25 protein-coding genes and 1 riboswitch are annotated in these 22,218 nt (G+C 69.0%); of the genes, 4 read left to right on the forward strand and 21 right to left on the reverse strand.

The window, feature by feature from the left end:
• Positions 1-7: 7 nt before the first annotated feature.
• The 5 genes from tsaB to metE form a co-directional block, all read right to left on the reverse strand.
• The gene (gene tsaB, locus L0U85_RS01980) at positions 8-646 is read right to left on the reverse strand and encodes a tRNA (adenosine(37)-N6)-threonylcarbamoyltransferase complex dimerization subunit type 1 TsaB (RefSeq protein ID WP_241375935.1); all 639 of its coding nucleotides are present in this window, start codon (positions 644-646) and stop codon (positions 8-10) included.
• On the reverse strand, positions 640-1,107 hold the full coding sequence (gene tsaE / locus L0U85_RS01985) for a tRNA (adenosine(37)-N6)-threonylcarbamoyltransferase complex ATPase subunit type 1 TsaE (protein WP_277605282.1): 468 nt from the start codon (positions 1,105-1,107) through the stop codon (positions 640-642). The genes tsaB and tsaE overlap by 7 nt, the downstream gene beginning before the upstream one ends.
• Before the next feature lie 16 nt (positions 1,108-1,123).
• A complete protein-coding gene (locus L0U85_RS01990) occupies positions 1,124-2,338 on the reverse strand; it encodes an alpha/beta hydrolase (RefSeq protein WP_241375937.1) in 1,215 nt (404 codons plus the stop codon).
• The gene (gene alr / locus L0U85_RS01995; RefSeq protein ID WP_241375938.1) at positions 2,335-3,507 is read right to left on the reverse strand and encodes an alanine racemase; all 1,173 of its coding nucleotides are present in this window, start codon (positions 3,505-3,507) and stop codon (positions 2,335-2,337) included. The genes L0U85_RS01990 and alr overlap by 4 nt, the downstream gene beginning before the upstream one ends.
• Before the next feature lie 87 nt (positions 3,508-3,594).
• A complete protein-coding gene (gene metE, locus L0U85_RS02000; protein ID WP_241375939.1) occupies positions 3,595-5,826 on the reverse strand; it encodes a 5-methyltetrahydropteroyltriglutamate--homocysteine S-methyltransferase in 2,232 nt (743 codons plus the stop codon).
• A 38-nt stretch (positions 5,827-5,864) separates the two neighbouring features.
• A riboswitch (cobalamin riboswitch) is annotated at positions 5,865-6,106 on the reverse strand.
• A gap of 64 nt (positions 6,107-6,170) precedes the next feature.
• Between metE and L0U85_RS02005 the strand changes: the two genes are divergently transcribed.
• Positions 6,171-6,911, forward strand: coding sequence for an SDR family NAD(P)-dependent oxidoreductase (locus L0U85_RS02005; RefSeq protein ID WP_241375940.1), 741 nt, complete (start codon positions 6,171-6,173; stop codon positions 6,909-6,911).
• On the opposite strand, the gene L0U85_RS20405 is transcribed toward L0U85_RS02005, so the two are convergent.
• The 5 genes from L0U85_RS20405 to L0U85_RS02030 form a co-directional block, all read right to left on the reverse strand.
• Positions 6,908-9,355, reverse strand: a complete 2,448-nt coding sequence (locus L0U85_RS20405; RefSeq protein ID WP_277605248.1) for a S8 family serine peptidase — start codon at positions 9,353-9,355, stop codon at positions 6,908-6,910. The two genes, L0U85_RS02005 and L0U85_RS20405, sit on opposite strands and share 4 nt — an antisense overlap.
• 83 nt (positions 9,356-9,438) lie before the next feature.
• Positions 9,439-9,801, reverse strand: a complete 363-nt coding sequence (locus L0U85_RS02015; protein WP_241375942.1) for a CrcB family protein — start codon at positions 9,799-9,801, stop codon at positions 9,439-9,441.
• Positions 9,798-10,250 (reverse strand): CrcB family protein, encoded by a 453-nt coding sequence (locus L0U85_RS02020; protein WP_241375944.1) that lies wholly within the window; start codon positions 10,248-10,250, stop codon positions 9,798-9,800. The genes L0U85_RS02015 and L0U85_RS02020 overlap by 4 nt, the downstream gene beginning before the upstream one ends.
• A 105-nt stretch (positions 10,251-10,355) precedes the next feature.
• The gene (locus L0U85_RS02025; protein WP_241375945.1) at positions 10,356-10,601 is read right to left on the reverse strand and encodes a hypothetical protein; all 246 of its coding nucleotides are present in this window, start codon (positions 10,599-10,601) and stop codon (positions 10,356-10,358) included.
• 9 nt (positions 10,602-10,610) lie between these two features.
• Positions 10,611-11,480, reverse strand: a complete 870-nt coding sequence (locus L0U85_RS02030; protein WP_241375947.1) for a hypothetical protein — start codon at positions 11,478-11,480, stop codon at positions 10,611-10,613.
• 225 nt (positions 11,481-11,705) lie between these two features.
• On the opposite strand from L0U85_RS02030, the gene L0U85_RS02035 reads away from it, so the two are divergent.
• Positions 11,706-12,770 carry a hypothetical protein gene (locus L0U85_RS02035; RefSeq protein ID WP_241375948.1) on the forward strand — a complete coding sequence of 355 codons (1,065 nt, stop codon included), beginning with the start codon at positions 11,706-11,708 and terminating at the stop codon, positions 12,768-12,770.
• 95 nt (positions 12,771-12,865) lie between these two features.
• Here L0U85_RS02035 and L0U85_RS02040 read toward each other — a convergent pair whose 3' ends face one another.
• The 7 genes from L0U85_RS02040 to L0U85_RS02070 form a co-directional block, all read right to left on the reverse strand.
• On the reverse strand, positions 12,866-13,330 hold the full coding sequence (locus L0U85_RS02040; RefSeq protein WP_241375950.1) for a hypothetical protein: 465 nt from the start codon (positions 13,328-13,330) through the stop codon (positions 12,866-12,868).
• A complete protein-coding gene (locus L0U85_RS02045) occupies positions 13,327-13,836 on the reverse strand; it encodes a hypothetical protein (RefSeq protein WP_241375951.1) in 510 nt (169 codons plus the stop codon). Before L0U85_RS02045 ends, L0U85_RS02040 begins: the two co-directional genes overlap by 4 nt.
• A gap of 3 nt (positions 13,837-13,839) precedes the next feature.
• Entirely contained in the window at positions 13,840-14,199 is a 360-nt protein-coding gene (locus L0U85_RS02050) for a hypothetical protein (protein WP_241375952.1), read from the reverse strand.
• Entirely contained in the window at positions 14,196-14,567 is a 372-nt protein-coding gene (locus L0U85_RS02055; protein WP_241375953.1) for a hypothetical protein, read from the reverse strand. Before L0U85_RS02055 ends, L0U85_RS02050 begins: the two co-directional genes overlap by 4 nt.
• An 804-nt stretch (positions 14,568-15,371) precedes the next feature.
• Positions 15,372-15,815 (reverse strand): hypothetical protein, encoded by a 444-nt coding sequence (locus L0U85_RS02060; RefSeq protein WP_241375954.1) that lies wholly within the window; start codon positions 15,813-15,815, stop codon positions 15,372-15,374.
• Positions 15,812-16,537 (reverse strand): hypothetical protein, encoded by a 726-nt coding sequence (locus L0U85_RS02065; RefSeq protein WP_241375955.1) that lies wholly within the window; start codon positions 16,535-16,537, stop codon positions 15,812-15,814. Before L0U85_RS02065 ends, L0U85_RS02060 begins: the two co-directional genes overlap by 4 nt.
• A 10-nt stretch (positions 16,538-16,547) precedes the next feature.
• Entirely contained in the window at positions 16,548-16,805 is a 258-nt protein-coding gene (locus L0U85_RS02070) for a hypothetical protein (RefSeq protein WP_241375956.1), read from the reverse strand.
• 292 nt (positions 16,806-17,097) lie between these two features.
• On the opposite strand from L0U85_RS02070, the gene L0U85_RS02075 reads away from it, so the two are divergent.
• A complete protein-coding gene (locus tag L0U85_RS02075; protein WP_241375957.1) occupies positions 17,098-18,252 on the forward strand; it encodes a DUF418 domain-containing protein in 1,155 nt (384 codons plus the stop codon).
• 6 nt (positions 18,253-18,258) lie between these two features.
• Here L0U85_RS02075 and L0U85_RS02080 read toward each other — a convergent pair whose 3' ends face one another.
• Complete coding sequence (locus tag L0U85_RS02080) at positions 18,259-18,633, reverse strand: MmcQ/YjbR family DNA-binding protein (RefSeq protein ID WP_241375958.1); 375 nt, start codon at positions 18,631-18,633, stop codon at positions 18,259-18,261.
• 76 nt (positions 18,634-18,709) lie between these two features.
• Here L0U85_RS02080 and L0U85_RS02085 point away from each other — a divergent pair, with 76 nt between their 5' ends.
• Positions 18,710-19,114: a hypothetical protein gene (locus L0U85_RS02085; RefSeq protein ID WP_241375959.1), complete on the forward strand. Its 405-nt coding sequence runs from the start codon at positions 18,710-18,712 to the stop codon at positions 19,112-19,114.
• A 40-nt stretch (positions 19,115-19,154) separates the two neighbouring features.
• Here L0U85_RS02085 and L0U85_RS02090 read toward each other — a convergent pair whose 3' ends face one another.
• Genes L0U85_RS02090 through L0U85_RS02100 form a run of 3 tightly spaced genes read right to left on the reverse strand, consistent with a single transcriptional unit; the run spans position 19,155 to position 22,195 of the window.
• Complete coding sequence (locus L0U85_RS02090) at positions 19,155-20,663, reverse strand: tripartite tricarboxylate transporter permease (protein WP_241375960.1); 1,509 nt, start codon at positions 20,661-20,663, stop codon at positions 19,155-19,157.
• Complete coding sequence (locus L0U85_RS02095; protein WP_241375962.1) at positions 20,664-21,200, reverse strand: tripartite tricarboxylate transporter TctB family protein; 537 nt, start codon at positions 21,198-21,200, stop codon at positions 20,664-20,666. It lies immediately after the preceding gene.
• Complete coding sequence (locus L0U85_RS02100) at positions 21,197-22,195, reverse strand: tripartite tricarboxylate transporter substrate-binding protein (RefSeq protein ID WP_241375963.1); 999 nt, start codon at positions 22,193-22,195, stop codon at positions 21,197-21,199. The genes L0U85_RS02095 and L0U85_RS02100 overlap by 4 nt, the downstream gene beginning before the upstream one ends.
• Positions 22,196-22,218: the final 23 nt, after the last annotated feature.

Consider the following 22,218-nt stretch of genomic DNA (forward strand, 5'->3'; position numbering starts at 1 on the left):
ACCACGATCACGGCTTCGCCGCCTGCGCGTCAGGGCGGCGCAGGTACAGGGGCGTGAGCTTCTCGGTCGGCGCGCCCGATCGGACCCGCCCGGCCGCCAGCTCGGCGAGCTTCACCGGGTCCGGGTAGGCCGCGACGGCCTCCGCCGGGATGCGCAGCTCGTCGGCGTACTTGCTCGCGCCCTCGCCAATCGCGTAGTCCGCGTCGAGCTCGCCCAGCTCGGCGGGCTTGCCGACCTGCGGCTCGCCGACGCGCGCGCCGTTCTCGTACACGGCCCAGTAGATCTCCTTGCGCCGCGCGTCGGTCGCCACGAGCGCCCGGCCCCTGGTGTTGCCGCCGATCCCGTCGAGCGAGCAGACTCCGTAGACGGGGATGCCGCGCCCGTCGGCGAACGCCGCGGCGGTGACCATGCCCACGCGCAGCCCGGTGAACGGGCCGGGTCCGACCCCGGCGACGACCGCGCCGACATCGGCGCTGGTGCGCCCGGCGTCGGCCAGGCACTCCTCGATGAACGGGGTGAGCCGCTCGACGTGCCCACGGCTGTCGATCTCGCGGCGGAAGGCGGACAGGAACAGCTCGTCGTCCTCGATCTCGACGAGCGCGGCCTGGACGGCGCTGGTGGCGGTGTCGACGACGAGTGTCAGCATGCGACCGCGCCCACCGGCTGCCCGAGCGCTTCGAGGCGGCTCGCCCAGTCGCCGCCGCGAGCGTGGAGCGACAGCGAGCGGGTCTCGTCGGCGTCTCGCTCGATCGCGATCTCCAGGTGCGACTCGGCGAGGCGGTCGGCGAGCCCGGCGCCCCATTCGACGACGGTCACCGAGTCGGCGACGTCGGTGTCGAGGTCCAGGTCGTCGAGCTCGTCGAGGCTTTCGAGGCGGTAGGCGTCGACGTGGACGAGCGGCAGGCCCGCCGTTCCGCCCCGGTGGGTGCGGGCGATGACGAAGGTGGGGCTGGTGATGCGGCCGTCGACGCCGAGACCGGCGCCGATGCCCTGAGTGAGGGCGGTCTTGCCGGCGCCGAGCGGGCCGGTGAGGATCACGAGGTCTCCGGCGCGCAGCAGCCCTGCGAGGCGCTGCCCGAACTCCTGGGTGTCTGCGGCCGTCGGCATGGTAAGCCTCACGATGTCACTCCTCAGTCTGCGTTCGTGTTCCGCTTTCGACGCGGCGCTGGTCGTGTCTGGTGAAAGGAGACCAACGGCGGCGCTGGTGCGGAACGGTGCCGGTCCGCCCAGAGTCTGCCGCAGTGGTGCCCACCGAGTCGATCTCGACCGCGACTTTGTCGATCATCTCCAACAACAGTTGTGAGATCTCACCAGGGTACTCGAGTTGCGGTGAGTGGGCCGCCTCGGCTATGAGCACGAAACGGGACCCGGCGATGGCGTCCGCGAGCCGCCGCGAGTGCTGCGGCGGCGTCAACAGGTCGCTGTCGCCCACCGTGACGAGCACCGGAACGTCCTTGAACTGCGGCAACGTCTTCATCTCATCGTGGTCGAGAATAGCGCGCACATAGCCGACGACGCTCTGCACGGGCGTGTGACGGTTCATGCGTTCGACGAGGCTGACCAGGGAATGCGGCGGATCGGCGCTGGCGAAGGCGTTGCGCCGGGTGACGAGATAGCCGATGTCGCCCGACAGGAGCCGGGCCCGGTCGATCAGCTGCGGCGTCCAACCGGTGATCTGCTGGAGCATCGGCAGGACCGTGCGCCGCATGCGCCGCAGCGCCCGCATCGGCTTGGTCTCGACGGTGTCGAGCCCCGCCGGGCTCGTCGAGAAGAACGCGACGCCCTTCACCCGTTCGTCGAAGACCTCGGACCTGATGCGCGCGAACGCCTGGATCGTCATGCCGCCCATCGAATGCCCGACGAGGATCAGCGGGCCCTTCGGCGCGACGGTCTCGATGACGTCGAAGAGGGTCTCGGCGAGGTCCTCGATCGAGTACTCGGTGATCGGCAGCGGCCCCGAGCGCCCGTGCCCGGGCTGGTCGTAGAACACCGCCCGCAGCGAGGCGCCCTCCTCGGCGGCCTTCGCGATCGCCTTGCGCTGGAAATAGAACGTAGAGGAGTCCTGGAGGTAGCCGTGGGCGAACACGATCGTGAGGTCGGCGTCCTCGGCGCCGACGGTCTCCACGTGGACCGGCACGCCGTCATGGCTGATCACGGTCCGCACCGAGTTCGTCGGCGGCAGCTCGAACGGCTCGTGCGCGTACGGGTCGCTCGCCTCCGAGCGGGCACGGCGGGCGAGGTAGCGGGGGACCCCGACGGCGATGGCGGCCCCGGCGGCCACCCCGCCTGCGACCCCGCCCGCGAGCGCCAGGCCGCGCAGGCCGTTGCGACGGGTCACTCCGCCCCCCGGTTCCAGTAGCGCGGCACGCGATCGCCGATGCCGGTGAGTATCTCGTTCGGGATGGTCCCGGCCCACGCCGACCAGTCGTCGGCGTCCGGGTGGTGGGCGCCTGCGCCGATGAGGACGACCGGCTCGCCGGGCGCGACGGTGTCGTCGCCGAGTTCGACCACGAACTGGTCCATGCAGATCCGGCCGAGCACCCGGCGGCGGCGCCCGGCGAGGTACACCTCGGCGCGCCCCGAGGCGGCCCGCGGGATCCCGTCGGCGTAGCCGAGCGGCACGAGCGCGACGTTCGTGTCGCGCTCCAGGTGGTGGGTGTGGCCGTAGGAGATGCCGGTGCCCGCCGGGAGGCGTTTGACGGTGGCGACCTGGCTGCGCAGCTCCATCACAGGTTTGAGGTCGACGCGGATGTGCGGCACCGGGTTGTAGCCGTAGAGCGAGATGCCGGGCCGCACGAGGTCGTAGTGCGTCTCGGGGTCGGCGATGAGCGCGGCCGAGTTGGCGAGATGGCGCACGGCCGGTTCGAGCCCGGCGGCCCCGACGGCGGCGAGGAAGCGCCCGAATGCGGCCTTCTGCTCGGCGTTGGCCGGATGCTCGACCGCGTCGGCGCAGGCCAGGTGACTCCAGGCGCCGACGACTTCGACCGCCCCGGCGGCCTGGTGCTTCGCGGCGGCCTCGGCGAAGGCCCCCCAGTCTGACTCGGCGACGCCGCCCCGGGAGATCCCGGTGTCGCCCTTGAGGTGGACCCGGGCGGTCGCGCCGGCGCGTTCTGCGGCCGCGGCGACCGCGGCCAGCTGCGCCTGCGACGAGATCCCGAGCTCGGCCCCGGCCTCGATCGTCTCGGCCAGGCCCGGCTGCTCGGGCGTGTAGAGGAACGCGAGCACCGGCACATCGGCCAGGTCGGGCAGGCGCCGCAGACGCCACGCCTCGCGGAGCGTCGCGACGCCGAGCCGCGCGGCCCCGGCCTCGACGCTGACGCGCGAAGTCGGGACGGTGCCGTGCCCGTAGCCGTCGGCCTTGACCATCGCCATCAGCGGCGCGTCGGTGAGGCCGGCCAGCGTCTCGACGTTGTGCGCGAGCCGCCGCCAGTCCATGCTCGCCTTCGCCAGCCCGGACATATCTCCCGATACCGGCTCAGACACGATGCGGTAGTTGTCAATCGCCACGCATTCAAGATTACGTGCCCGATCGGCGAACCTCGGAACGGCTTGCAAGCCGAGCTCGACGCGGCCGATCGGGCACGCACGGGTCCTTTACTCGAGCTCGCCGCGGACGGTCCGGGCGGCGGCGACCAGATTCGCCAGCGCCGGGCGCACCTCTTCATACCGGCGCGTCTTCAGCCCGCAGTCGGGGTTCACCCAGACCCGCCCGGGGTCGACGGCGGCGACCGCGAGCCGCAGCGAGGCGGCCATCTCCCCGGTCGACGGCACGCGCGGCGAGTGGATGTCCCACACACCCGGACCCACCCCGCGCCGGTAGTCGGCGCGGTCGAGGTCGGCGAGGACCTCCATCTTCGACCGCGACGCCTCGATCGAGGTGACGTCGGCGTCGAGGTCGGCGATCGCGTCGATGACGTCCCCGAACTCCGAGTAGCAAAGGTGCGTGTGGATCTGGGTCTGGGTCTTCACCCCGGCCGTGGCGATGCGGAACGCCCGCGTCGCCCACCGCCGGTAGTGCTCGCGCCGGTCCGATCGCAGCGGCAGCAGCTCGCGCAGCGCCGGCTCGTCGACCTGGATGATCGCGGTCCCGGCGGCTTCGAGGTCGGCGACCTCGTCGCGCAGCGCGAGCGCCACCTGGTCGGCGGTGTCGGCCAGCGGCTGGTCGTCGCGCACGAACGACCAGGCCAGGATCGTGACCGGGCCGGTGAGCATGCCCTTGACCGGTTTGTCGGTGAGCGATTGGGCGTAGGAGGTCCACTCGACGGTCATCGGCTCGGGCCTGGCGACGTCGGCGTACAGGATCGGCGGGCGCACGCACCGCGAGCCGTAGGACTGGACCCATCCGGCGGCGGTGGTGGCGAAGCCGGTGAGCTGCTCGGCGAAGTACTGGACCATGTCGTTGCGCTCCGGCTCGCCGTGCACCAGCACGTCCAGACCCAGTTTCTCCTGCTCGGCGATGACGGCGGCGATCTCGGCCCGCATGCGGGCGTGGTAGTCGGCGTCGATCATCAGTCCGCGCCGGTGGGCGGCGCGGGCCCGGCGCAGTTCGGCGGTCTGTGGGAAGGAGCCGATGGTGGTGGTCGGCAGCAGGGGCAGCTCCGGTTGCGCCGCGACGCGCTCGGCGTAGTCGGCGCGGCGGTCGGCGCCAGCGGGGAGGGCGTGGAGGCGGGAGCGGACGGTCTCGTTGCGCCAGTGCTCGGGGGCGGCCGGGCGCTGCAGGCGCGGAGCGGCAGAGTCGGCGAGACTCGCGACCTCCCGGAGTTTCTGGCGGGCGAAGGCGAGCCGGTCGGTCAGCGAGGACGGCAGCTCGCTCTCGGCTTCCAGATCGACCGGGACGTGCAGCAGCGAGCACGAGGACGACACGGCGAGCCGGTCGGTGATCCGGTGCAGTCGTTCGAGATCGGCGGCGGCCGCGAGCAGGTCGGTGCGCCAGATGTTGCGCCCGTCGACCACGCCGGCCGCGATCGATGTTTCACGTGAAACGTTCAGGGACTCGAGCATTGCGATATCGCCGCGCCCCCGGACGAGGTCGAGCGCGATGCCGTGGACACCGGCCTCCACCAGCACCGGCAGCGACTCCCCAAGGGGCCCATAGCCGCCCGTGACCATCACGTCGACGAGCGGGGTCAGGCGCCGGTAGGCGGCGCCCACTGCCTCGAGTTCGCTCTCGTTGCGGTCGGCGCACAGCGCCGGTTCGTCGAGCTGGACCCAGTCGGCGCCCGCCTCCACGAGCGCCGACAGCAGCCGCTCGTAGACGGCGGTGAGCTCGCCGAGCTTGTCGAACGGGTCGAAACCGGTCGGCGCGTCGTCGGAGGCCTTGGCGAGCAGCAGGAACGACGCCGGACCGAGCAGGACCGGGCGGGCGGCCAAGCCGCGCTGGCGCGCCTCGTCGAACTCGGCGAGAGCCTTCTCGGGCCTGGCCTCGAACGCGGTCCCGGGCCCGATCTCGGGCACGAGGTAGTGGTAGTTGGTGTCGAACCACTTCGTCATCTCCAGCGGCACCGCCTCGTGGTCGCCGCGGGCTGCGGCGAAGTACGTGGCGGTCTCGGTGCCGCGGCGGTGCCGGGGAGCGATCGCGTCGACGGCGACGATCGTGTCGAGCACGTGGTCGTACAGCGAGAACACGCCGGTCGGAACCGAGTCCAGTCCCGCCGAGGCGAGATCGTCGAGCATCTGGGAGCGGATCGCGGCGGCCGCCGCGTCCAGGCCGGCCTCGTCGAGCCGCCCGGACCAGTGCGCCTCGAGGGCGCGCTTGAGGTCCCGGTTCGCGCCGATGCGCGGGTATCCGAGCACGGTGGCGTGCACGGTCTTCTTCTCATCGTTCATGTGTCAGTTCCCTCGAACTTGCGACAGCGTGGACCGCGCGGAACGCGCGGTACGTCGGCAGGTATTCGGACTCGCGGGCCCGCCGGATGTTCGTCCGGCGCCTACCGGCCGTCGCTTCCCAGGCTTCCACACCGTTTCCGATCGGAAAGGGTCTCGGCCAAGTGCTCATGACGGCTTTCGTTCCCGCTCACCGCTGCGGGGCAGTCCTGGATTCCCACCAGGTTCCCTCTTAGCCGGGGCAGCGTGCCGCTGCTCCGGAACCGGCGTCGCTGTCGATGGTACGGCCGCCCACAGAGATCCGGGACGGGCTCGGCCGCAGTGTGGGACAGGTACCGTGAACTGCCATGGACACTCGCAAGATCGCCGTCGTCACCGGGGCCAGCAGCGGTATCGGCGCCGCTTCCGCGAAGGCGCTGGCCGCGGCCGGATTCGACGTGGTCCTCGGCGCCAGGCGCACGGAGCGCCTGTCCGAGGTCGCGGCCGAATGCGGCGGGACCGCGTTGCCGCTCGACGTCACCGACGAGGCGTCGGTGGCCGCGTTCGTCTTCGAGATCGGCCGCTGCGACCTGCTCGTCAACAACGCGGGCGGCGCGTTCGGCCTCGACACGTCGGCCGAGGCCGACCTGGATGCCTGGCAGCGGATGTACGACGTGAACGTCCTCGGCACGGCCCGCATCACCAAAGCGCTGCTGCCGCTGCTCGTCGCCTCGGGCGACGGCCAGGTCGTCACGATCGGCTCGATCGCCGCCCGCGTCCCCTACCAGGGCGGGGCCGGTTACAACGCCGCCAAGCACGCCGAGGCCGCGATCACCCGCGTCCTGCGCATCGAGCTGCTCGGCCAGCCGGTGCGGGTCTGCGAGATCGACCCGGGCATGGTCGAGACCGAGTTCAGCCTCGTCCGATTCGAAGGCGACCGGGCCAAGGCCGACGCGGTCTACGCGGGCATGACGCCGCTGACCGCCGAGGACGTCGCCGAGACGGTGGCCTGGGTGGCGACCCGCCCGCCGCATGTCAACATCGACCAGATCACGGTGATGCCCCGGGACCAGATCGGCCCCGGGATCGTCCACCGCTCCGCCGATTAGTCCAGCGTGAACTCGGGCGAGGCCCACTGCTCCCAGTGGTCCGGGTTCGCCTCGTCACCGAGGGCCTTGAGCACCCGGACGTGGATCCGCCACCGGCCGGGTTCGAGCGCGCCGGGGACGTCTTCGGAGAACTGCGCCAGGTCTATGACGAGCGTGTCGTCAGGCCCGGGTGAGCGCTGGAGGAACTCCTTGCGTTCCCACTCGTGGACCTCGCCGGTGCGGGCGCTCTCGAAGGCGACCTCCATCGCCGCCGGATGGTGCCCCAGGTGGACGAGCGCCGTGGGCAGCCGTCCACCGATGCCGAACGTCTCGCCGTCCTCGATGTCGCGGTAGTCGACGTCGCCGGTCTCCGCGTCGGCGTCGATCGCGAGGGCCAGCTTCGGGTAGTCCGGGTGGGCGAGCACGGGGTTGTCGAGGTAGTCGCCCATGTAGCCGGAGTACGCGGCGGCGAGCGGCACCCCGCCGTCCACCGGCTTCGCGACGATCCGGCCGCCGAAGACGCTCCCTTCGGGCAGTTTCGCGTTCGGCTCGACGGTGACCTTCACGGTCGCGGCACGGCCGACGCCGACCTCGACGGTCTTCGGTTCGAACGTCACGGCGGGCTTGGCGACGTGGAAGCCGGTGTCGCGGATGTCGCCGGTGGTCGCGATCGCGCTCTGGTGGCGCAGCCGGTAGGTCTCGGTCCGCCACGACTCCGAGGTGAGCTCCAGCTCGAACGTCCTCGGGCCGGTGCCGTCGCCGACGTTGACGCCGCTGGGGGTCAAGGTGCCCCCGGCGTCGAGCGTGCGGATCGCGTCGACGACCCCGGTGCCCTGCCGGTGCGTCGCCTCCAGGTAGCCCAGCTCCGGGTTCTCGCCCCACTTGACGGGCCTGGCAGTGTTGGCCAGTCGCGTGCGCACCTGCGCCGGTTCGAGGTCGGGCCGGACCTGGAGCAGCAGCGCCGCGACGCCCGCGACGTGCGGCGCGGACATCGAAGTGCCCGAAAGGGAGTCGTAGGAGTCGTCCTCGACCGGGACGGTCGACCAGATGCCGCCGCCCGGCGCGGCCACGTCGGGCTTGAACGACAGGTCGGGCGCTGGACCGTAAGCGGTGAACGAGGACGCGAGCCCGCCGCGCGGCAGGTCGACCAGGACGGTGCCGCCGGTGAACTCGATGACCGGATCGGCGCCGATCTCGGCGAGGTCGCGCAGGTCCTGACCGTCGGTGTCGGCGATGCCGACGAGCGGCACGTCGAGGTCCTCGGCGCCGGTGCCGCCGAACGGGCCGGGCCGGTCGTTGTAGACGACGACGGCGCTCGCGCCCGCCTCGACCGCGCGCTCGTACTTCTCCTTGAACGTGCACTGCCCGCGCACGATGAGCGCGGTCTTGCCGTCGACGTCGTTTTCGGGTTCGTCGTCATCGCAGGCGCGCCCGAACCAGGCGAGCGGGTCGGTGACAGTCCCCGGCTCGGGCTCGACGGCCTCGGCGATCGGCTTGTATCCGATGCGCCGCTCGAGCGCCTCCACACGGGCGGCGCTCATGCGCTGCGCCGGATTGTCGGTCGAGGCGACGCCGATGACGTCGGCTCCGACACCCGGGGCCGAAGCCGAGTACACGCCGGACTCGCCCGAGTTGCCGATGGAGGCGACGACGGCGACGCCCTCCGCGGTGAGGGCGTTCGCGGCCTCGGAGGTCGGGTAGCCGGGCCATTGGAACGCCTGACCCAGTGAGAGGTTGACGACGTCCATGCCGTCGGCGAGGCTCGCTTCCAACGCCAGCATGATGACCTCGGCGCTGGTGGATCCCTCGCAGCCGAATACCTTGTAGGCGCCGAACTCGACGCCGGGCGCGGCACCGGTGACCTCGCCGTCGGCTCCGACGATCCCGGCGACGTGGGTGCCGTGGCCGCCGCAGTCGGTCGGATCGTCATCGGGTGCGGGTACGTCGTTGTCGGGGTCTTCGGAGTCGAAATCGTCGCCGACGAAGTCGGTGCCGGTGACCACTCGGCAGCCGGGGCCGAAGCAGCCGCCGAGGTCGGGGTGTGTGTAGTCGATGCCGGTGTCGATGACGCCGACCTTGACGCCCGAGCCGTCGATGCCGCGCGCGTGGGCGTCGACGGCGTTGGTGGTCTTAGTGGCGAGCGCGAGCTCGGCGCGGCGATCGGGCATCGCCGGGCCGGTGAACTCCACGTCGGACCAGACGCGCTCGACGACACCGAGCGATTCGAGTCTGCGGGCGGTGGCGGCGTCGGCGCCGACCGAGACGCCGTTCCACACGCGCTCGAAGTCGTGGCGGAGCGTGAAGTCGAGGTCGTGCGCGGCGGCTTCGAGCGTCTCGGCGCTGACGCCGGCGTCGAGCTCGACGAGCCAGACGTCCTGGGGCCCTTCTGCGTGCGCGGGCAATGCGGTGAACAGCGGCAACAGCACCGCGGCGGCGGCGAGCGGCAGGGAGCGGTGGCCCGGCATCGGGGTCCTCTCGATCGGCGGCAGGAACCTGATATTCGGGTACCGGGGCAGGTGATCGGCGGACGCGGGCCCGGCGTGTCGGCTCAGACGAAGAAGAGGTGCGCGACGCCGAAGCCGAGCAGGCCCGCGGCGAGCCCGCCGCCGAGGTTGGCGGCCACATTGGCCAGCGCGTGGTGCCAGCGCCCGTCCTCGACGAGCCGCAGCGTCTCGTACGAGAGCGTGGAGTAGGTGGTGAGCGCCCCGCAGAAGCCGATGATGAGCAGTGCCGCCAGGTTGGAGTCGGCGATGGCTACGGCGAGGAAGGCGGCGAGCCCGGAGCCGGCGACGTTGACGACGAGCGTGCCCCAAGGCAGGTGGCGGCCCGCGTAGTGGGCGAGGACCAGGTCGGTCAGGAACCGCATGGGTGCGCCGACGGCGGCGCCGGCGGCCACGAGCAGGAGCGTCACTCGGTCTCCTTTCGGCGGTGGCGCACCAGGAGCCGTCTGGCCGCGTACATGCCGACCGCGGCCGAGAGCAGCGCCGCGGCCATCGTGGCGAACGCGAAGGTGAGCGCGAGGAATGTCGCCCCGGCGTTGGCGGCCTGCCCGATGTCGAGGATGTAGGTCGAGAACGTTGTGAAGCCGCCGAGGACGCCGACGCCGAGGAACGGCCGTACCAGGCGCGTCCCGGGCGCGACTTCGGTGATGATCACCATGAGGACGCCGATGAGCAGCCCGCCTGCGACGTTGGCGGTGAACGTGGCGATGTCGAACGAGCCGGGCTCCATCGGGAAGGCGACGGTGAGCGAGTAGCGGGCGAGCGCGCCGATCGCGCCGCCGATGGACACGGCCAGCAGCGCGGAGCCCGGTGTCGCTCGCAACACCTGGCTCAGTCGGGGGCCCTGCTCGTCTGGCACGGTACGAATGTACTTGTGGCCGGTGTTCGTTCACTCACCGAACCTCGCGCTGCGAAGTCGGCTGCCGGCCGGTACCCGCCGGACTTGGCCTCACAACGTGGTTCGCTAGCCCTCGAACAACTCGGCCGCGCTGCCCGCATACGGAGCGCGCATCATCCAGCGCCCGAGTTGTGCGATGTCGGCGCATTCGGCGATGCGCGCCCGGTCATCTTCACTGATCTCCACTCCACGCTCATCCAGGAACGCGAAGATCGCCTTGACGAGCGTCTCGACAGTGGCCTCAGCACGAGCCTCCGCACGAGCCTCGGCGCGAGCCTCGCGGCGGATCTCAGAGACGTAGCGGTATGACATCGGGTTTCGCTAGCCCTCGAACAACTCGGCCGCGCTATCCACGGACGAGGCGCGCACCAGCCAGCGCATGAGGGTCTCGGGATCAGTGCTTTCGACAATGCGCCCCCGATCGGCTTCGCCGACCTCCACTCCGCGCTCATCCAAGAGCGCGAAGATCGCCTTGACGAGCGTCTCGACAGTGGCCTCAGCAACGGCCTCGCGGCGGATTTCGGAGACGTATCGGTACGACATGGTCTTCATTATCTTCCTCCAGGTTTCTTTGGCGCAACCTTTGCCGAGACCGCCTTCGGTGAACTCGGCCCAGTAGGCGGCCGTCTCGGGTTCCAGAGAATCCAGCGCGTCGGCCAGCGGCCGCAGCGCCTTCTCGATGTCCGGATTCAGTCGGTGGGTGAGAGCGGCGAAGACGGTGAAGACCACGTCCTCGACCGCTACCTCCGGTTCGGTGATGAACGGCATGTTGTCCGGCCCGCACACGTAGGGGAGCAGCCTCATGGACGGGCGCTGCGGCGGCCCGAGCGTGAGCGGTCCGCGCGCCCAGCGGGTGGTCGCCTCTTTGGGTGAGATCACCAGCAGCGTTGCGGGCAGTTCGTACTTGTTCTCCAGGAAACTCAGGTAGTAAGCCCAGCTTCGGATCTTCTGGCGGTCCTCCTTGGTCTGCGTCTCGATGACCAGCAGATGAGCGCCTTGTGAGGTCTCCGCCTTCAGGATCGTGTCGGCACGTCGTTCTAGGGCCTCCGTCTCGGTCAGGTCGGTGTCGATGACGCTGACCTCAACGATGTCTGGAAAGTCGGTCTCGAACACCCGCCGGAGAGTCCCGGTGAACAGAGCTGGGCTGTCGCGGAAGATGCGATGCAGCGCTTCATGGGGGATCTTCGCCATGTCATGAAGTTACAGAGCGCCCCATCCGATCCACTGGAACTCATCCGCGTGTCAAAAGTCCGAAATCTGACATCGACTGTCAGCCAGAGACACAGGTCCACACGGTGACGGGACTCCACAACGGGATCGCCGGCTTTGACGGCCTCAATTAACGTGGGTCTACTTGGCGAACAACGAGATCGCATCGAGCACGACGGAGTGGTGTACATGGAGCACGACGAGCGGATGAACACACGTGAGATCGATGCTTTGGCAAGCAGGATCGACGGTATCGAGCCGTTCTACGAACGCACCGAGAGCGGCATGCGGAAGCTGGCCGCCGACATCGGGTGGCAGCCGACCGAGGACGTCGAGTGGCCCCGCGCGGCCGACGGATCGCTGCGCGGAGTGGCCTGCACGGCGTCGGTCGACGGCACGGAACGGATCCGATTCGCCTATTACGGCACCGACGGCGTCGTCGTGCCGGTCTCCCGGGTCGCCGATGATGCGGTGACGCAGGCTGAGGAGTTCCGGCGCGTGGCCGATGTCGTGCAGGACGCCATCAACCCGGCGTCCTTCTTCGGGAACCGCTCGCCTGACAGTCGCGGCGACCGGCCTGATCGGGGCACACCGTATCTGCGTTGGCGCGGCAAGTACACGACAGTCGAGCTGCGCGCCGGAGAATCAGGGCCCGAACTGGTATCCGACTACACCGACAGCTGGGAGGACGCGTACCGGTACTCGATGGCGCGCAAACCCACCGGCTTCGTCGGCGCGGTCGCCGGCCCCGACCGCATCCAACGCGCGAAGTTCTCACCGGCGAACGACTGGGACGAGTTCACCGATGGCTTGGTCGATCTTCTGGCCAATCTGCCGGCGGAGACGCTGGCCCTTGGAGTGTCATTGAGTCTGCCGCTGTTCGGACGCATCCACTTCGAGGACGGGACGAGCGACAGTCCGCTGCTTTTCGACATCAGATGCTTCGATCGCCTGCATATCGGCTATGACGGGCCCGACTCGGCCGATCCCGCCTCTCTCGGATGGAGGCCCACCGACCAGCAGAACCTCAGGGGCGCAACCGAGGTCGAGCACTTCGAGTCCCCGTGGCATTTCGACGCCGGCGGTCCCGGCGCCGTGAAGGCAGCCGCGGCGGCCGAGCTCATCGTGAAGACCGCCGAAGCCGCAGGCGTGCGGGCAGTGGACGAGTTGATGCTCGGAGGCGAGGCAGAGCTCTCCGGAGACCAGAGCCACGCGAAGTATCGCGGCCCGTACGTCTTCCGTTATCCCGGATTGCGGCTGCGGACGGTATAGGGACTCGCAACGAGAGTTCATGCAGAGCAACATGCCTGTATCCGGGCTTCCGCCGCTCTTGAGGGGTCGGCCCGTTCGGGCCGACCCCTCGCGAGTCACGGGCCCAGGAGCCAGTAGCGCATGATCTTCTGGGCTTCGGTGATCACCTCGTCAAGGTTGTCCTGGATCTGCGGTTGCAGTCGGACCATGTGCCGAAGGACGACGTAGAAGCCGTGGCGGCTCTCCCGCAGCCCGATCTGATCGAGCAGGTACTCCTCGCCGTAGAGGGAGCGGATGGCGCCCTCCACCGCGAGGTGGTTGAGCGGCGGTTCGGCCGAACGTGTGTCGTGACGCAGCTCGGCCATGAACCGGCCGAGTTCGACGTGGTCGATCCGTTCCGCGTCGATGCCCGCGCCCGCGCCGAAGCGACCACCGATGAGTATCGCGACGACGGCGCGCAGGTAGTCGAAGGCGCCCTTGTCGCCGTATTTGCCGAACTGCTTGCGAAGCTCGGCGGCCGTCTCCAGATCGCCTGCGGCGAGGGCTTTGACATGTGCCCGTTGAAGTTGCTCGGGCGTCATCGCTGCTCCGATCCGTTGCTCGGGATCGGATCGGGCCCGTCGTAGAAGGCGGCGAGCGCGCTCGACTCGAAGACCGACTCCACGAAGCCCTTGGCCAGCAGGTCTACGTGCCCGAACAACTCCGTGAGATGGTCCTCGGTCCGATCGGGACCGATCAGGTGCGTGATCACCGCCCACATGTAGAAGCCGTGCTCGGCCTGCGGGATCTCCACGTACAACTGGCTTTCGCCGTATACGACCCGGACGAGCGCCTCGGCCTTGAGTGAGGCGAACCCGCTTCGCTCGGCGCGGAGCGCCGCCATGGTCCGGGAGAGTTCGTCCCGGTCGAGCTCGTCGCCGAAGTGTTCGATGAGGACGGTGGCGAACAGGGCGAAGACGAAGATGGTGTGGGCGATCATCTGGTCGGGGTAGATCAGGCGGTGCGCCCGCGACGCCGTCGGCTGGTCGTCCCGGATCATTGCGACGGCATGTTCACGGAAGAGGGCTCTCCGCTCGTGCTTGTCCATTCACTATCCCTCGCAATGCTTCTGGCAGTCGAACCAGATGTCGGCGGCGGCCTGTTTGATGCCCGGTGCGTTGGTGCCGGCCCAGGCCAGGTGCGCGGACTCGCAGACCCACAGGTCGGGTTCGCCCAGGACCAGGCCGGAGAGGAAGCCGAGCAGCGCCGGTTCAGTGTCGCCGAAGGTGACCCACAAACGCGGGGCGTCGGCGCACACTCCGAAGTCGACCGCTCGACCCGCGACGTTCGCCGATCCGAGCACGGTGAGACCTGCCGGATCGGGCGCCACGACGGCTTGAGCCGGGATCGGTGTGCGATTCAGCGCCCGGCCGTAGGCGGCGCGAATGCGCGAGGGCGCGTAACGGTTCACAGCGACGTACCTCCGACTGCCGGGTGGAGTTGGTCGAAGTGCCGCTCCCACTGGAGGACGTAGGGCGCTTCGGACCTGGGGTGCGGGCTGGGCCTGTTGGCCGGGACGTGCCGCATGTCGACCGGGTTCGTGTTGGCCGGCGAATCTGAGGGTGCTGCTGCCTCTGGCCCCTTGAGTACCACGACGATCCACCGGACGAGACGGAGCAGGGCCGCGATCGTGCGCCCGCATTCGCGTTCGGTCGCCGAAAATGTGGACGTATGGGCGGCGGCTAGCGGCTCGGAGTCGACCAGCCACCGGTCCCAGGCATCCTCGCGCAGGTTCGAGAACCGGTACGGCTCTTCGCCGCCGGAGTCTTCTTCGCTCAAGACCCAGCGACGGCTCGGGGCCGGGCTCGGCCTTGCCTCGGCGACCGGATCGGGCTCTTTCTCCCACGGGGGAATCGGATCGGGCAACTCCCCGCGACGATGGCGGCCGGTACGCCGGTCCTGACGCCAACCCGGCGTCCCGTACGGGCCCGTGTCCTCCGGGTCATGGGGGCGGTTGGCATCAATGATCCAGGTATCACCCGGCTGGTGCCGCAGGTGCGGCGGCTCGTAACGCGGCGAAGCCGGATCCGAATCCGGCGCTTCAACATCGCACAGGTCCGGACGCGTTTGATACCGGTACGCACCAGGCGTCGCCGGATCAGGTGAGCCGTCGGGAAGGAAGAGGCGACGGTTCGCCCAGTCGTAATAGCCGCGCCCTGGGACCTCGGTGAGGCCGGGGTTGTCCGGGTGCGGGTATTGGTCCGCAGGAGCTTCGAAGTCAAACGACTGGCTGTTTTCAGGCAGCGTCGAATAGCGTATGGTCGTAGGCAGCACAGGAGGCTTCCTCTCTGTGTGGGGCCGCCCGGTGGACGTGTAGTTGGTAGCTGACAACCACCGGGCGGCGTTTACATTCTGACCTATTGAATTGTATTGATACGATCCGCATAGATCGTAAGAAGATCTGTTCTAGACGTAAACCCTTGTGCGGGTTGTCCTTTCGCAGACCAGTGCGTTTGATGATGAACCAAGATCAAAGCAATGTCAACCATCAGGTCAAGCCCGTCAACAAATCCAGATGGGAATGCAAGCAGGACAGACCCAAAGGGCCTGCCCCACAAGAGATAAGGCTGATCGAGAGCCTCGTCACTCCCCGCTTTGCCACTGGGTCGCAAGCGTTTCAGCGTCAGTCAGATAGTCATCCATCCGAGCCTGCATTTCGGGTGACTGCCCGACGATTTTTCGGATTGCGAGCAGTTGAGTTCGGTATTGCTCCTGTGGGCTGATCTCATCGAACATCTGCTCCTCGCCCAACATTCCGCGAATGAGACCTTCGACTACCAGCTGCTTTACAGGCGGCTGTGCATCGCGGTAGTCATACCGCATCTCATCGGCGAACCGCTTGATCTCGGACAAGCTCTGGTCCTCCTGGAACCGGACGCCCAGAGCAGCGGCGAAGAACGCCACCACGAACATGTGGTATTCGTTGAGATCTGATTTCGGGATCTGGTCATAGAGACGACTTGCTTCGTCTGCGTTCCCCAAGGAGGCAGCGCGAATTGTCTCGCGGAACAGAGGGTTTCCGGTCATGATTTGCCTCTCCAGTTTCTGATGCCCCTAGCAGCCCAATCGGTCACTAGCACTGCCACAACCACGAGATTACCCATCGGGTTCTGGAAATCGGCCTGCACCTGTTGAGGCGCGGTAAAGGTTGCAGCAGGCTCAGCTACACCAACCGTTGGGTAGGTGTCAGTCGGCGGCTTCCAGCCGTTCTTCATCGTGGTGAAGGCCGGCTTGCTGAGCTCTTCAACGGCCTGCTTGAAGTCACCACTGTTCCGGACGGCACTCCGCGCCCCTCTGGCGAAAGGATTCAGGTTCCGATCGGCGTTCGCGTTCTCGTGCTCCTTCTGGAACGGGCCGACGCTCGAGTCGATTCCCATGAGCTCATCGCCGGTCGGGTTCCTGCCATGCCTCTCATGCGGCGGCATGACATCCAAGCCTCCGAGGCGCTCATCCATCTTCTCCTGGCTCGGTGCCTTCGGCGCTCCCGGACCGATCCCGTGAATGGCCGCCATGACCTGCCAGCGGGCCTTCTCCAGACTGCCTTCGAGCGTGGCCCTTCCACTCTCGGCCTCTTCGAGTTCGGTCACGGCCTGCTCCATGCTCACCGCCATGCCCTCCGCGCCGAGCTCGCGCATCTTCGCGGCAGCCTCCTCGGCGGCCTGCTTCGCCGCCGCGAACTGCCCGGCGATCTGCGCCACCTGCTCCTTGTCGGCCTCTATCTTCCCGGCCAACTCGTGGGCACTCGTCATCCGAGACCGCTCAAGCGTGCTTAGAGGCTTCGGCAGCGCCGCGCGCCTGCTCAAGCTTCTGCGCGAGCGCCGCATTCTGAGTCAGGCACTCCTCCAACTGATCCTTGGCCGCACTCAACGCGTGCCCGGCGGCCTCGATCCCCAGCTGCTGCAACGCCGTGAGGACTTCCTCGGCCTGCTGCTTGCTGCTCTCGATCTGGGCCCCGATCTCGCTCACCGCTTGCGTGTTCGCGTCGATCGAGCTGATCACTTCATCGATGGATGCCACGTGGGACGGGCCTCTCCAGTGATTGGGGGTGCAAGTCGGCCGAACACTCAATGACACTGCGCCATAAGCGGTCAGCGTACGACACGTTACCGGAATCCGGCCTCACACGCAGAACAGCCGCCGACCGCAGTCCCGCAACGGAGTGACCGCCTGAACCGGAACAGGAGAACGGCCGGTGGCCCGGCTGCGACTTTGGTCGCAGCCGGGCCGCGCCACTCCACCGTTCGGACCGGGAGAAAGTCCGTCCCGCAGGAGGATTCATTGCGGCACAGGCGCGGACAGCCTTGGACCCATGCACACCGCCACCACGACCGATGCCCCTGCCTCGCCGGGCGAAGCCGCCTCGAAACGGCTGCCGCTGCTCGACGTCCTTCGCGGCGTCGCCATCCTCGGCACCCTCGGCACCAACGTCTGGATCTTCACCGCCCCGCACGGCGAGGCCGGACCGCTCCTCGGATGGGCGGCCACCGACGCGACGGTCTTGGGAGCCGCCTTCGAATTCCTGGCCAACGGCAAGTTCATCGCGATGCTGACGATGCTGTTCGGCGTCGGCCTGGCCATCCAGCACCGGTCCGCTGCGAAGCGAGGCAGACGATGGCCCGGCCGCTACCACTGGCGGACCCTGTTCCTGTTCGTCGAGGGCGCGGTTCACTTCACACTGGTGTTCGCCTGGGACGTCCTCATGGGATACGCCGTCACCGCGATCGCCGTCGCCTGGATGCTGACGAGATCGCGTACGTTCCGGCGCGCCGCGATGTGGACGAGCCTCACCCTTCACCTGGCGCTCATGGGGCTGATCACGAACGCCATGTTCACCGGCCCCGGCATCGACCCGCAGCGCGAGCCGTCGGTCGAGGCGCTCTACGCCTCGGGCTCTTGGATCGAGCAGGTCCAGTTCCGGCTCGACAACGCGCTCGCGTTCCGCATCGAGCCGATCGTGGCCTTCCCGCTGATGACGTTCCTGTTCCTGCTCGGCGTCGAACTGTTCCGGGCCGGGGCCTTCGGTGCCGACGAGCGGGCCCGCTCGGTCCGATCCCGCCTGCTGCGGTGGGGACTGGGCGTCGGCGCACCGGTCACCATCGCCCTGATGGCCGGACCGGAGGAGCTGTTCTTCCTCGAACGCTATGTGGCCGCGCCGGTCCTCGCGCTCGGCTACATCGGACTGACCGGGTGGCTGGTGGACCGCTTCAGGCCCGGCCCGCTCATGGCAGGGCTTTCGAGCCTCGGCCGCACCGCCCTGAGCGGCTACATCCTGCAGAACCTGCTTGCCTCGGCGGTCTGCTACGGCTGGGGCCTGGGGCTCGCGGCCCGCTTCGGCAACTCGGCGTGGTTCGGTGCCGCGCTGTGGCTCGCGATCAGCGCCGTCCTCGTCGTCGGCGCGCGTCTTTGGCTGAGGCGCTTCGCAACCGGTCCGGCCGAGATGCTCCAGAAGACCCTCATCCGCTGACCGTGCTCAGTCGCCCTCCGCGTCGAGGAGGGCGACGAGCTTCGGCGGCGCGACGACCCGGTAGGCGTCCTCGCACAACCCCGCGATCTCGTCCCAGTCGTTCACGCCGTCGAGACGCACTCCCAGCCAACCGCGATGACCGACATACGGCGGCTTGAAGAAGCGGTCCGGCGCCATCGCGATCGCCTCCTCCAGCGCACCGAGGGGAGCGGCGCACCACAGGTGCGCGAAGTCCTGGTCGTGGTGGCCCTGGTGCCACAGCATCACGAACATCTTCTTGTCGCGAACGAACCAGGTCGGTGTGCCGTGGCTGGGCCGCTCGGTCACCTCCGGCAGCGCCGAGCAGATCCGGCGCAGACGATCCGGCAGATCAGTGCTCATGCGGGGACGCTACCGCAGGTCGCCGACATCCCGTCGGATCCGCCTGACCGTCTCCAGCCTCTCGTACGCTGACGAGATGGAATGGTGGCAGTGGACGGGCCTGGGGTGTCTGCTCGTCATGTTCGCGATCGGCTTCGGCTGGTGGGCGCTGCTCCGCTCGACCGACACCCGCGGCACGGGCCTCGACTACGGCCGAGGCCCCAACGGCGGCCCGGTGCTGCTCGACACCCAGGACAACTGGGCCGAATTCGTGCAGCGGACCCAGCAGGGCATCGAGCTCGAACGCGACTTCCGCGGCCCGAACCGGCTGCCGTTCAACCGCCCTCCGGGCATGACGCCCGAGGAGGCCGACTGGGGCCGGTGGTGGCTGGAGCGCCTCAGGTACTACAACGAGGACAACACCGAGAACCCGCAGCGCCACCGCGACCACATCATCCAGGCGCGCCGGGCCGCGGGCCTGCCCGAGCTGCCCGAGCAGTGAACGGCGGTGCGGGCCGGGGAACCAGTCCGGCCCGCACCGCTCAGGCGTCGACCGTCTCCCTGTGCCTTGAGAGCCGACGCCGGGCCAGCATGACCAGCGGCCACGCCAGGATCACCGCGAGGATTCCGTAGATCGCCCACGACACCGGTCCGCCGACGAGCCCCGACAAGTCCCCGCCGGAGAGCTGGAGGCTCATGCGCGCCTGCCGCTCCGCGATCGGGCCGAGGATGACGCCGACGATCAACGGCAGCACCGGGATCCCGAAGCGGCGCATGGCGAGTCCGACCAGGCCGAACACCAGCAGCACGAACAGGTCGAACGGCTGGGCGTTGACCGCGTAGGCGCCCATCGAGGCGAAGAACAGGATGCCGGCGAACAGGTACGGCTTGGGGATGCGCAGCAGCTTGACCCATATCGGGATCAGCGGCAGGTTCAGCACCAGCAGCAGCAGGTTGCCGATGAACAGGCTCGCGATCAGCGTCCACACCAGCGCGGACTCACGCTCGAACAGCAGCGGTCCAGGCTGGATCCCGTAGCTCTGGAACGCGGCCAGCATGATCGCCGCCGTCGCGTTCACCGGCAGGCCCAGCGCCAGCATCGGCACCAGCGCCCCGGCGGCCGAGGCGTTGTTGGCCGCCTCCGGTCCCGCGACGCCCTCGATCGCGCCCTTGCCGAACTCGTCCTTGTGCTTCGAGACGCGCCGCTCGGTGATGTAGGACAGGAACGTCGTGAAGTCCGCGCCCCCGGCCGGAATCGCGCCGAACGGGAACCCGATCGCGGTGCCGCGCATCCACGGCCCCAACGAGCGCTTCCAGTCCTTGCGGCCCATCCACACCCGGCCGACCGGGAACAGCTCGTCGCGGCCCCCGCGAGCGCGCCCGGCCAGCCACAGCGCCTCGCAGACGGCGAACAGGCCCACCGTCACCACCACGATGTCGAGGCCGTCGGCCAGCTGCGGGACGCCGTAGGTCAACCGCTGCTGCCCGGTCACGGCGTCGATGCCGACGACGCCGATGACCAGGCCCACCAGCAGGGAGGTGAAGCCCCGGATGCGTGAGGAGCCGAGCACCGAGGCGGTCGCGACGAAGGCCAGCAGCATGATCGCCAGGTAGTCCGGGGCGCCCAGGCTGATCGCGAACGCCACCGTCGCGGGAGTCACGAACACCAGCGCCAGCGTCGCGATGGTGCCGGCGACGAACGAGCCGATCGCGGCGGTCGCCAGTGCCTGCCCGGCGCGGCCGTTCTTGGCCATCTTGAAGCCTTCGAGCACGGTCACCGCCGACGACGCCTGCCCCGGAGTGTTCAGCAGGATCGACGTGGTCGAACCGCCGTACATGCCGCCGTAGAAGATCCCGGCGAACATGATGAACGCCTGCGTCGGCTCCATTCCGTACGTGATCGGCAGCAGCAGCGCGATCGTCATCGCCGGGCCCAGGCCCGGCAGTACGCCCACCGCGGTTCCGACGGTGACGCCGATGAGGGCGATGAGCAGGTTGCCCGGGGTCAGGATCGAAGCGAATCCCTCGAGGAGGGCGTTGAGGTTGTCCATTTACAAGATCCCTTGGAGCACACCGGCGGGCAGCCCGACGCCCATGCCGATCGCGAAGCCGTAGAAGGTCGCCAGCGACAGCGCCACCGCGGCCGCCAGCGCGAGGACGTAACGCTTGCTGCCCAGAATGAGCGCCGAACCGTAGAACAGCAGCGAGCCCGCGATCACCCAGCCCAGCCAGTCGATGACCAGCGCGTTCGCGATGAACACGGCGCACAGCAGGCCGATGGTCCTCCAGTCGAAGCCCGCGTCCGGATCCGCGGCCTCGCCGCCCTCCGCCTCGCCGCGCCCGCCCCTGGCCACGTCGAGGGCGTAGAACGCGGCCAAGACGATGCAGAGCGCGCCGAGGATGATCGGCACGGGTTTCGGCCCGATCGGGTCGTTCGAGGCGGTGAACGCGGGAATCTGCGACGCGTCGACGATGACCAGGACTCCCAGCAGCGCCAGGAAGGCGCAGACCCAGTACTGCGCGCGGTCGCGCGGGGTGCGCGCCGCCCGGCCGTCCTGGCGTTGCTCGGTCGATTCGGCCCGCGTCATACGAGACCGAGCTCCGAGAGGATGTCGGCGACACCGGTGTCCTGCTGGGTCAGGAACTCGCCGAACTCGTCGCCGGTGACGAACGCGTCGGTCCAGCCCTGCTTCTCCAGCTCGTCCTGCCACGCCTGGGAGTCGTGCATCGCGGTCAGAGCGCCGATCCACGCCTCGCGGTCCTCGTCGGAGATCTCGGGGGGAGCGACCCAGCCGCGCCAGTTGGTGAACACCAGGTCGACGCCCGAGCCGACGAATGTCGGCGCGTCGGGCAGGAGCGTCGAGCTCTCCTCCGAGGAGACGGCCAGCACCCGCAGCTGCCCGGCTTCGATCTGGTCGATGAACTCGCCGACGCCGCTGGCGCCGAAGGCGATCTTCTCGCCGAGCAGCGCGGGCAGCAGTTCGCCGCCGCCGTCGTAGGTGACGTAGTTGACCGCGGTCGGGTCGATGCTGACGGCGTTCGCCAGCTGCATCGGCAGCAGGTGGTCGGGGCCGCCGGGGGAGGAGCCGCCGCCGACGACCACTCCGGACGGGTCCGCCGACCAGGCCGACACCAGGTCGTCGATGGTCTGGTAGGGGGAGGCGGCGGGCACCACGATCGCGCCGGGCTCTTCGACGAGCTTGGCCAGCGGCGTGGTCTGGGTCAGCTTGGCTTCGGAGTTCTGGGTGTAGGAGGCGCCGACGACGCCGAGGCCCATCTGCATGGCCAGCTCGCCGTTGCCGGACTCGTTCACGGTCCGCTGGAGGCCGACGGTCCCGCCGGCGCCCGAGAGGTTGAACACCTCGATGCCGCTGGCGATGTCCTCGTCCTCCATGACGCGGGCGATCGCGCGGGCGGTCGTGTCGTAGCCGCCGCCGGGGCTGTTGGGCACCATGATCTGGAGGCCGGTGAGGGGACCGCCGTCGGAGGATCCGCCTTCGGCGGTCGCTCCGCAAGCGGAGGCGGCCGCGGCCACCGGTACGGCCGCCGCAGCGCTGAGGAAGGCTCTCCTGGGGAATTTCATGGTCGTTGCTCTTTCATTTCGAG

Origin of the sequence: Glycomyces sp. L485, assembly GCF_022548875.1 — a bacterium.
Classification (GTDB): domain Bacteria; phylum Actinomycetota; class Actinomycetes; order Mycobacteriales; family Micromonosporaceae; genus Glycomyces.

Excerpts from the sequence above, each read along its gene's own strand:
- L0U85_RS02065 (WP_241375955.1), bottom strand. The coding sequence starts at position 16,537 with ATGACGAGTGCCCACGAGTTGGCCGGGAAGATAGAGGCCGACAAGGAG.
- L0U85_RS02090 (WP_241375960.1), bottom strand. The coding sequence starts at position 20,663 with ATGGACAACCTCAACGCCCTCCTCGAGGGATTCGCTTCGATCCTGACC.
- L0U85_RS02075 (WP_241375957.1), top strand. The coding sequence starts at position 17,098 with ATGCACACCGCCACCACGACCGATGCCCCTGCCTCGCCGGGCGAAGCC.
- L0U85_RS02080 (WP_241375958.1), bottom strand. The coding sequence starts at position 18,633 with ATGAGCACTGATCTGCCGGATCGTCTGCGCCGGATCTGCTCGGCGCTG.
- L0U85_RS02095 (WP_241375962.1), bottom strand. The coding sequence starts at position 21,200 with ATGACGCGGGCCGAATCGACCGAGCAACGCCAGGACGGCCGGGCGGCG.
- L0U85_RS02040 (WP_241375950.1), bottom strand. The coding sequence starts at position 13,330 with ATGACGCCCGAGCAACTTCAACGGGCACATGTCAAAGCCCTCGCCGCA.
- L0U85_RS02045 (WP_241375951.1), bottom strand. The coding sequence starts at position 13,836 with ATGGACAAGCACGAGCGGAGAGCCCTCTTCCGTGAACATGCCGTCGCA.
- metE (WP_241375939.1), bottom strand. The coding sequence starts at position 5,826 with ATGAACGATGAGAAGAAGACCGTGCACGCCACCGTGCTCGGATACCCG.
- L0U85_RS02085 (WP_241375959.1), top strand. The coding sequence starts at position 18,710 with ATGGAATGGTGGCAGTGGACGGGCCTGGGGTGTCTGCTCGTCATGTTC.
- L0U85_RS02060 (WP_241375954.1), bottom strand. The coding sequence starts at position 15,815 with ATGACCGGAAACCCTCTGTTCCGCGAGACAATTCGCGCTGCCTCCTTG.
- tsaB (WP_241375935.1), bottom strand. The coding sequence starts at position 646 with ATGCTGACACTCGTCGTCGACACCGCCACCAGCGCCGTCCAGGCCGCG.
- L0U85_RS02100 (WP_241375963.1), bottom strand. The coding sequence starts at position 22,195 with ATGAAATTCCCCAGGAGAGCCTTCCTCAGCGCTGCGGCGGCCGTACCG.
- tsaE (WP_277605282.1), bottom strand. The coding sequence starts at position 1,107 with ATGCCGACGGCCGCAGACACCCAGGAGTTCGGGCAGCGCCTCGCAGGG.
- L0U85_RS02035 (WP_241375948.1), top strand. The coding sequence starts at position 11,706 with ATGAACACACGTGAGATCGATGCTTTGGCAAGCAGGATCGACGGTATC.
- L0U85_RS02025 (WP_241375945.1), bottom strand. The coding sequence starts at position 10,601 with ATGTCATACCGCTACGTCTCTGAGATCCGCCGCGAGGCTCGCGCCGAG.
- L0U85_RS02030 (WP_241375947.1), bottom strand. The coding sequence starts at position 11,480 with ATGGCGAAGATCCCCCATGAAGCGCTGCATCGCATCTTCCGCGACAGC.
- L0U85_RS02005 (WP_241375940.1), top strand. The coding sequence starts at position 6,171 with ATGGACACTCGCAAGATCGCCGTCGTCACCGGGGCCAGCAGCGGTATC.
- L0U85_RS20405 (WP_277605248.1), bottom strand. The coding sequence starts at position 9,355 with ATGCCGGGCCACCGCTCCCTGCCGCTCGCCGCCGCCGCGGTGCTGTTG.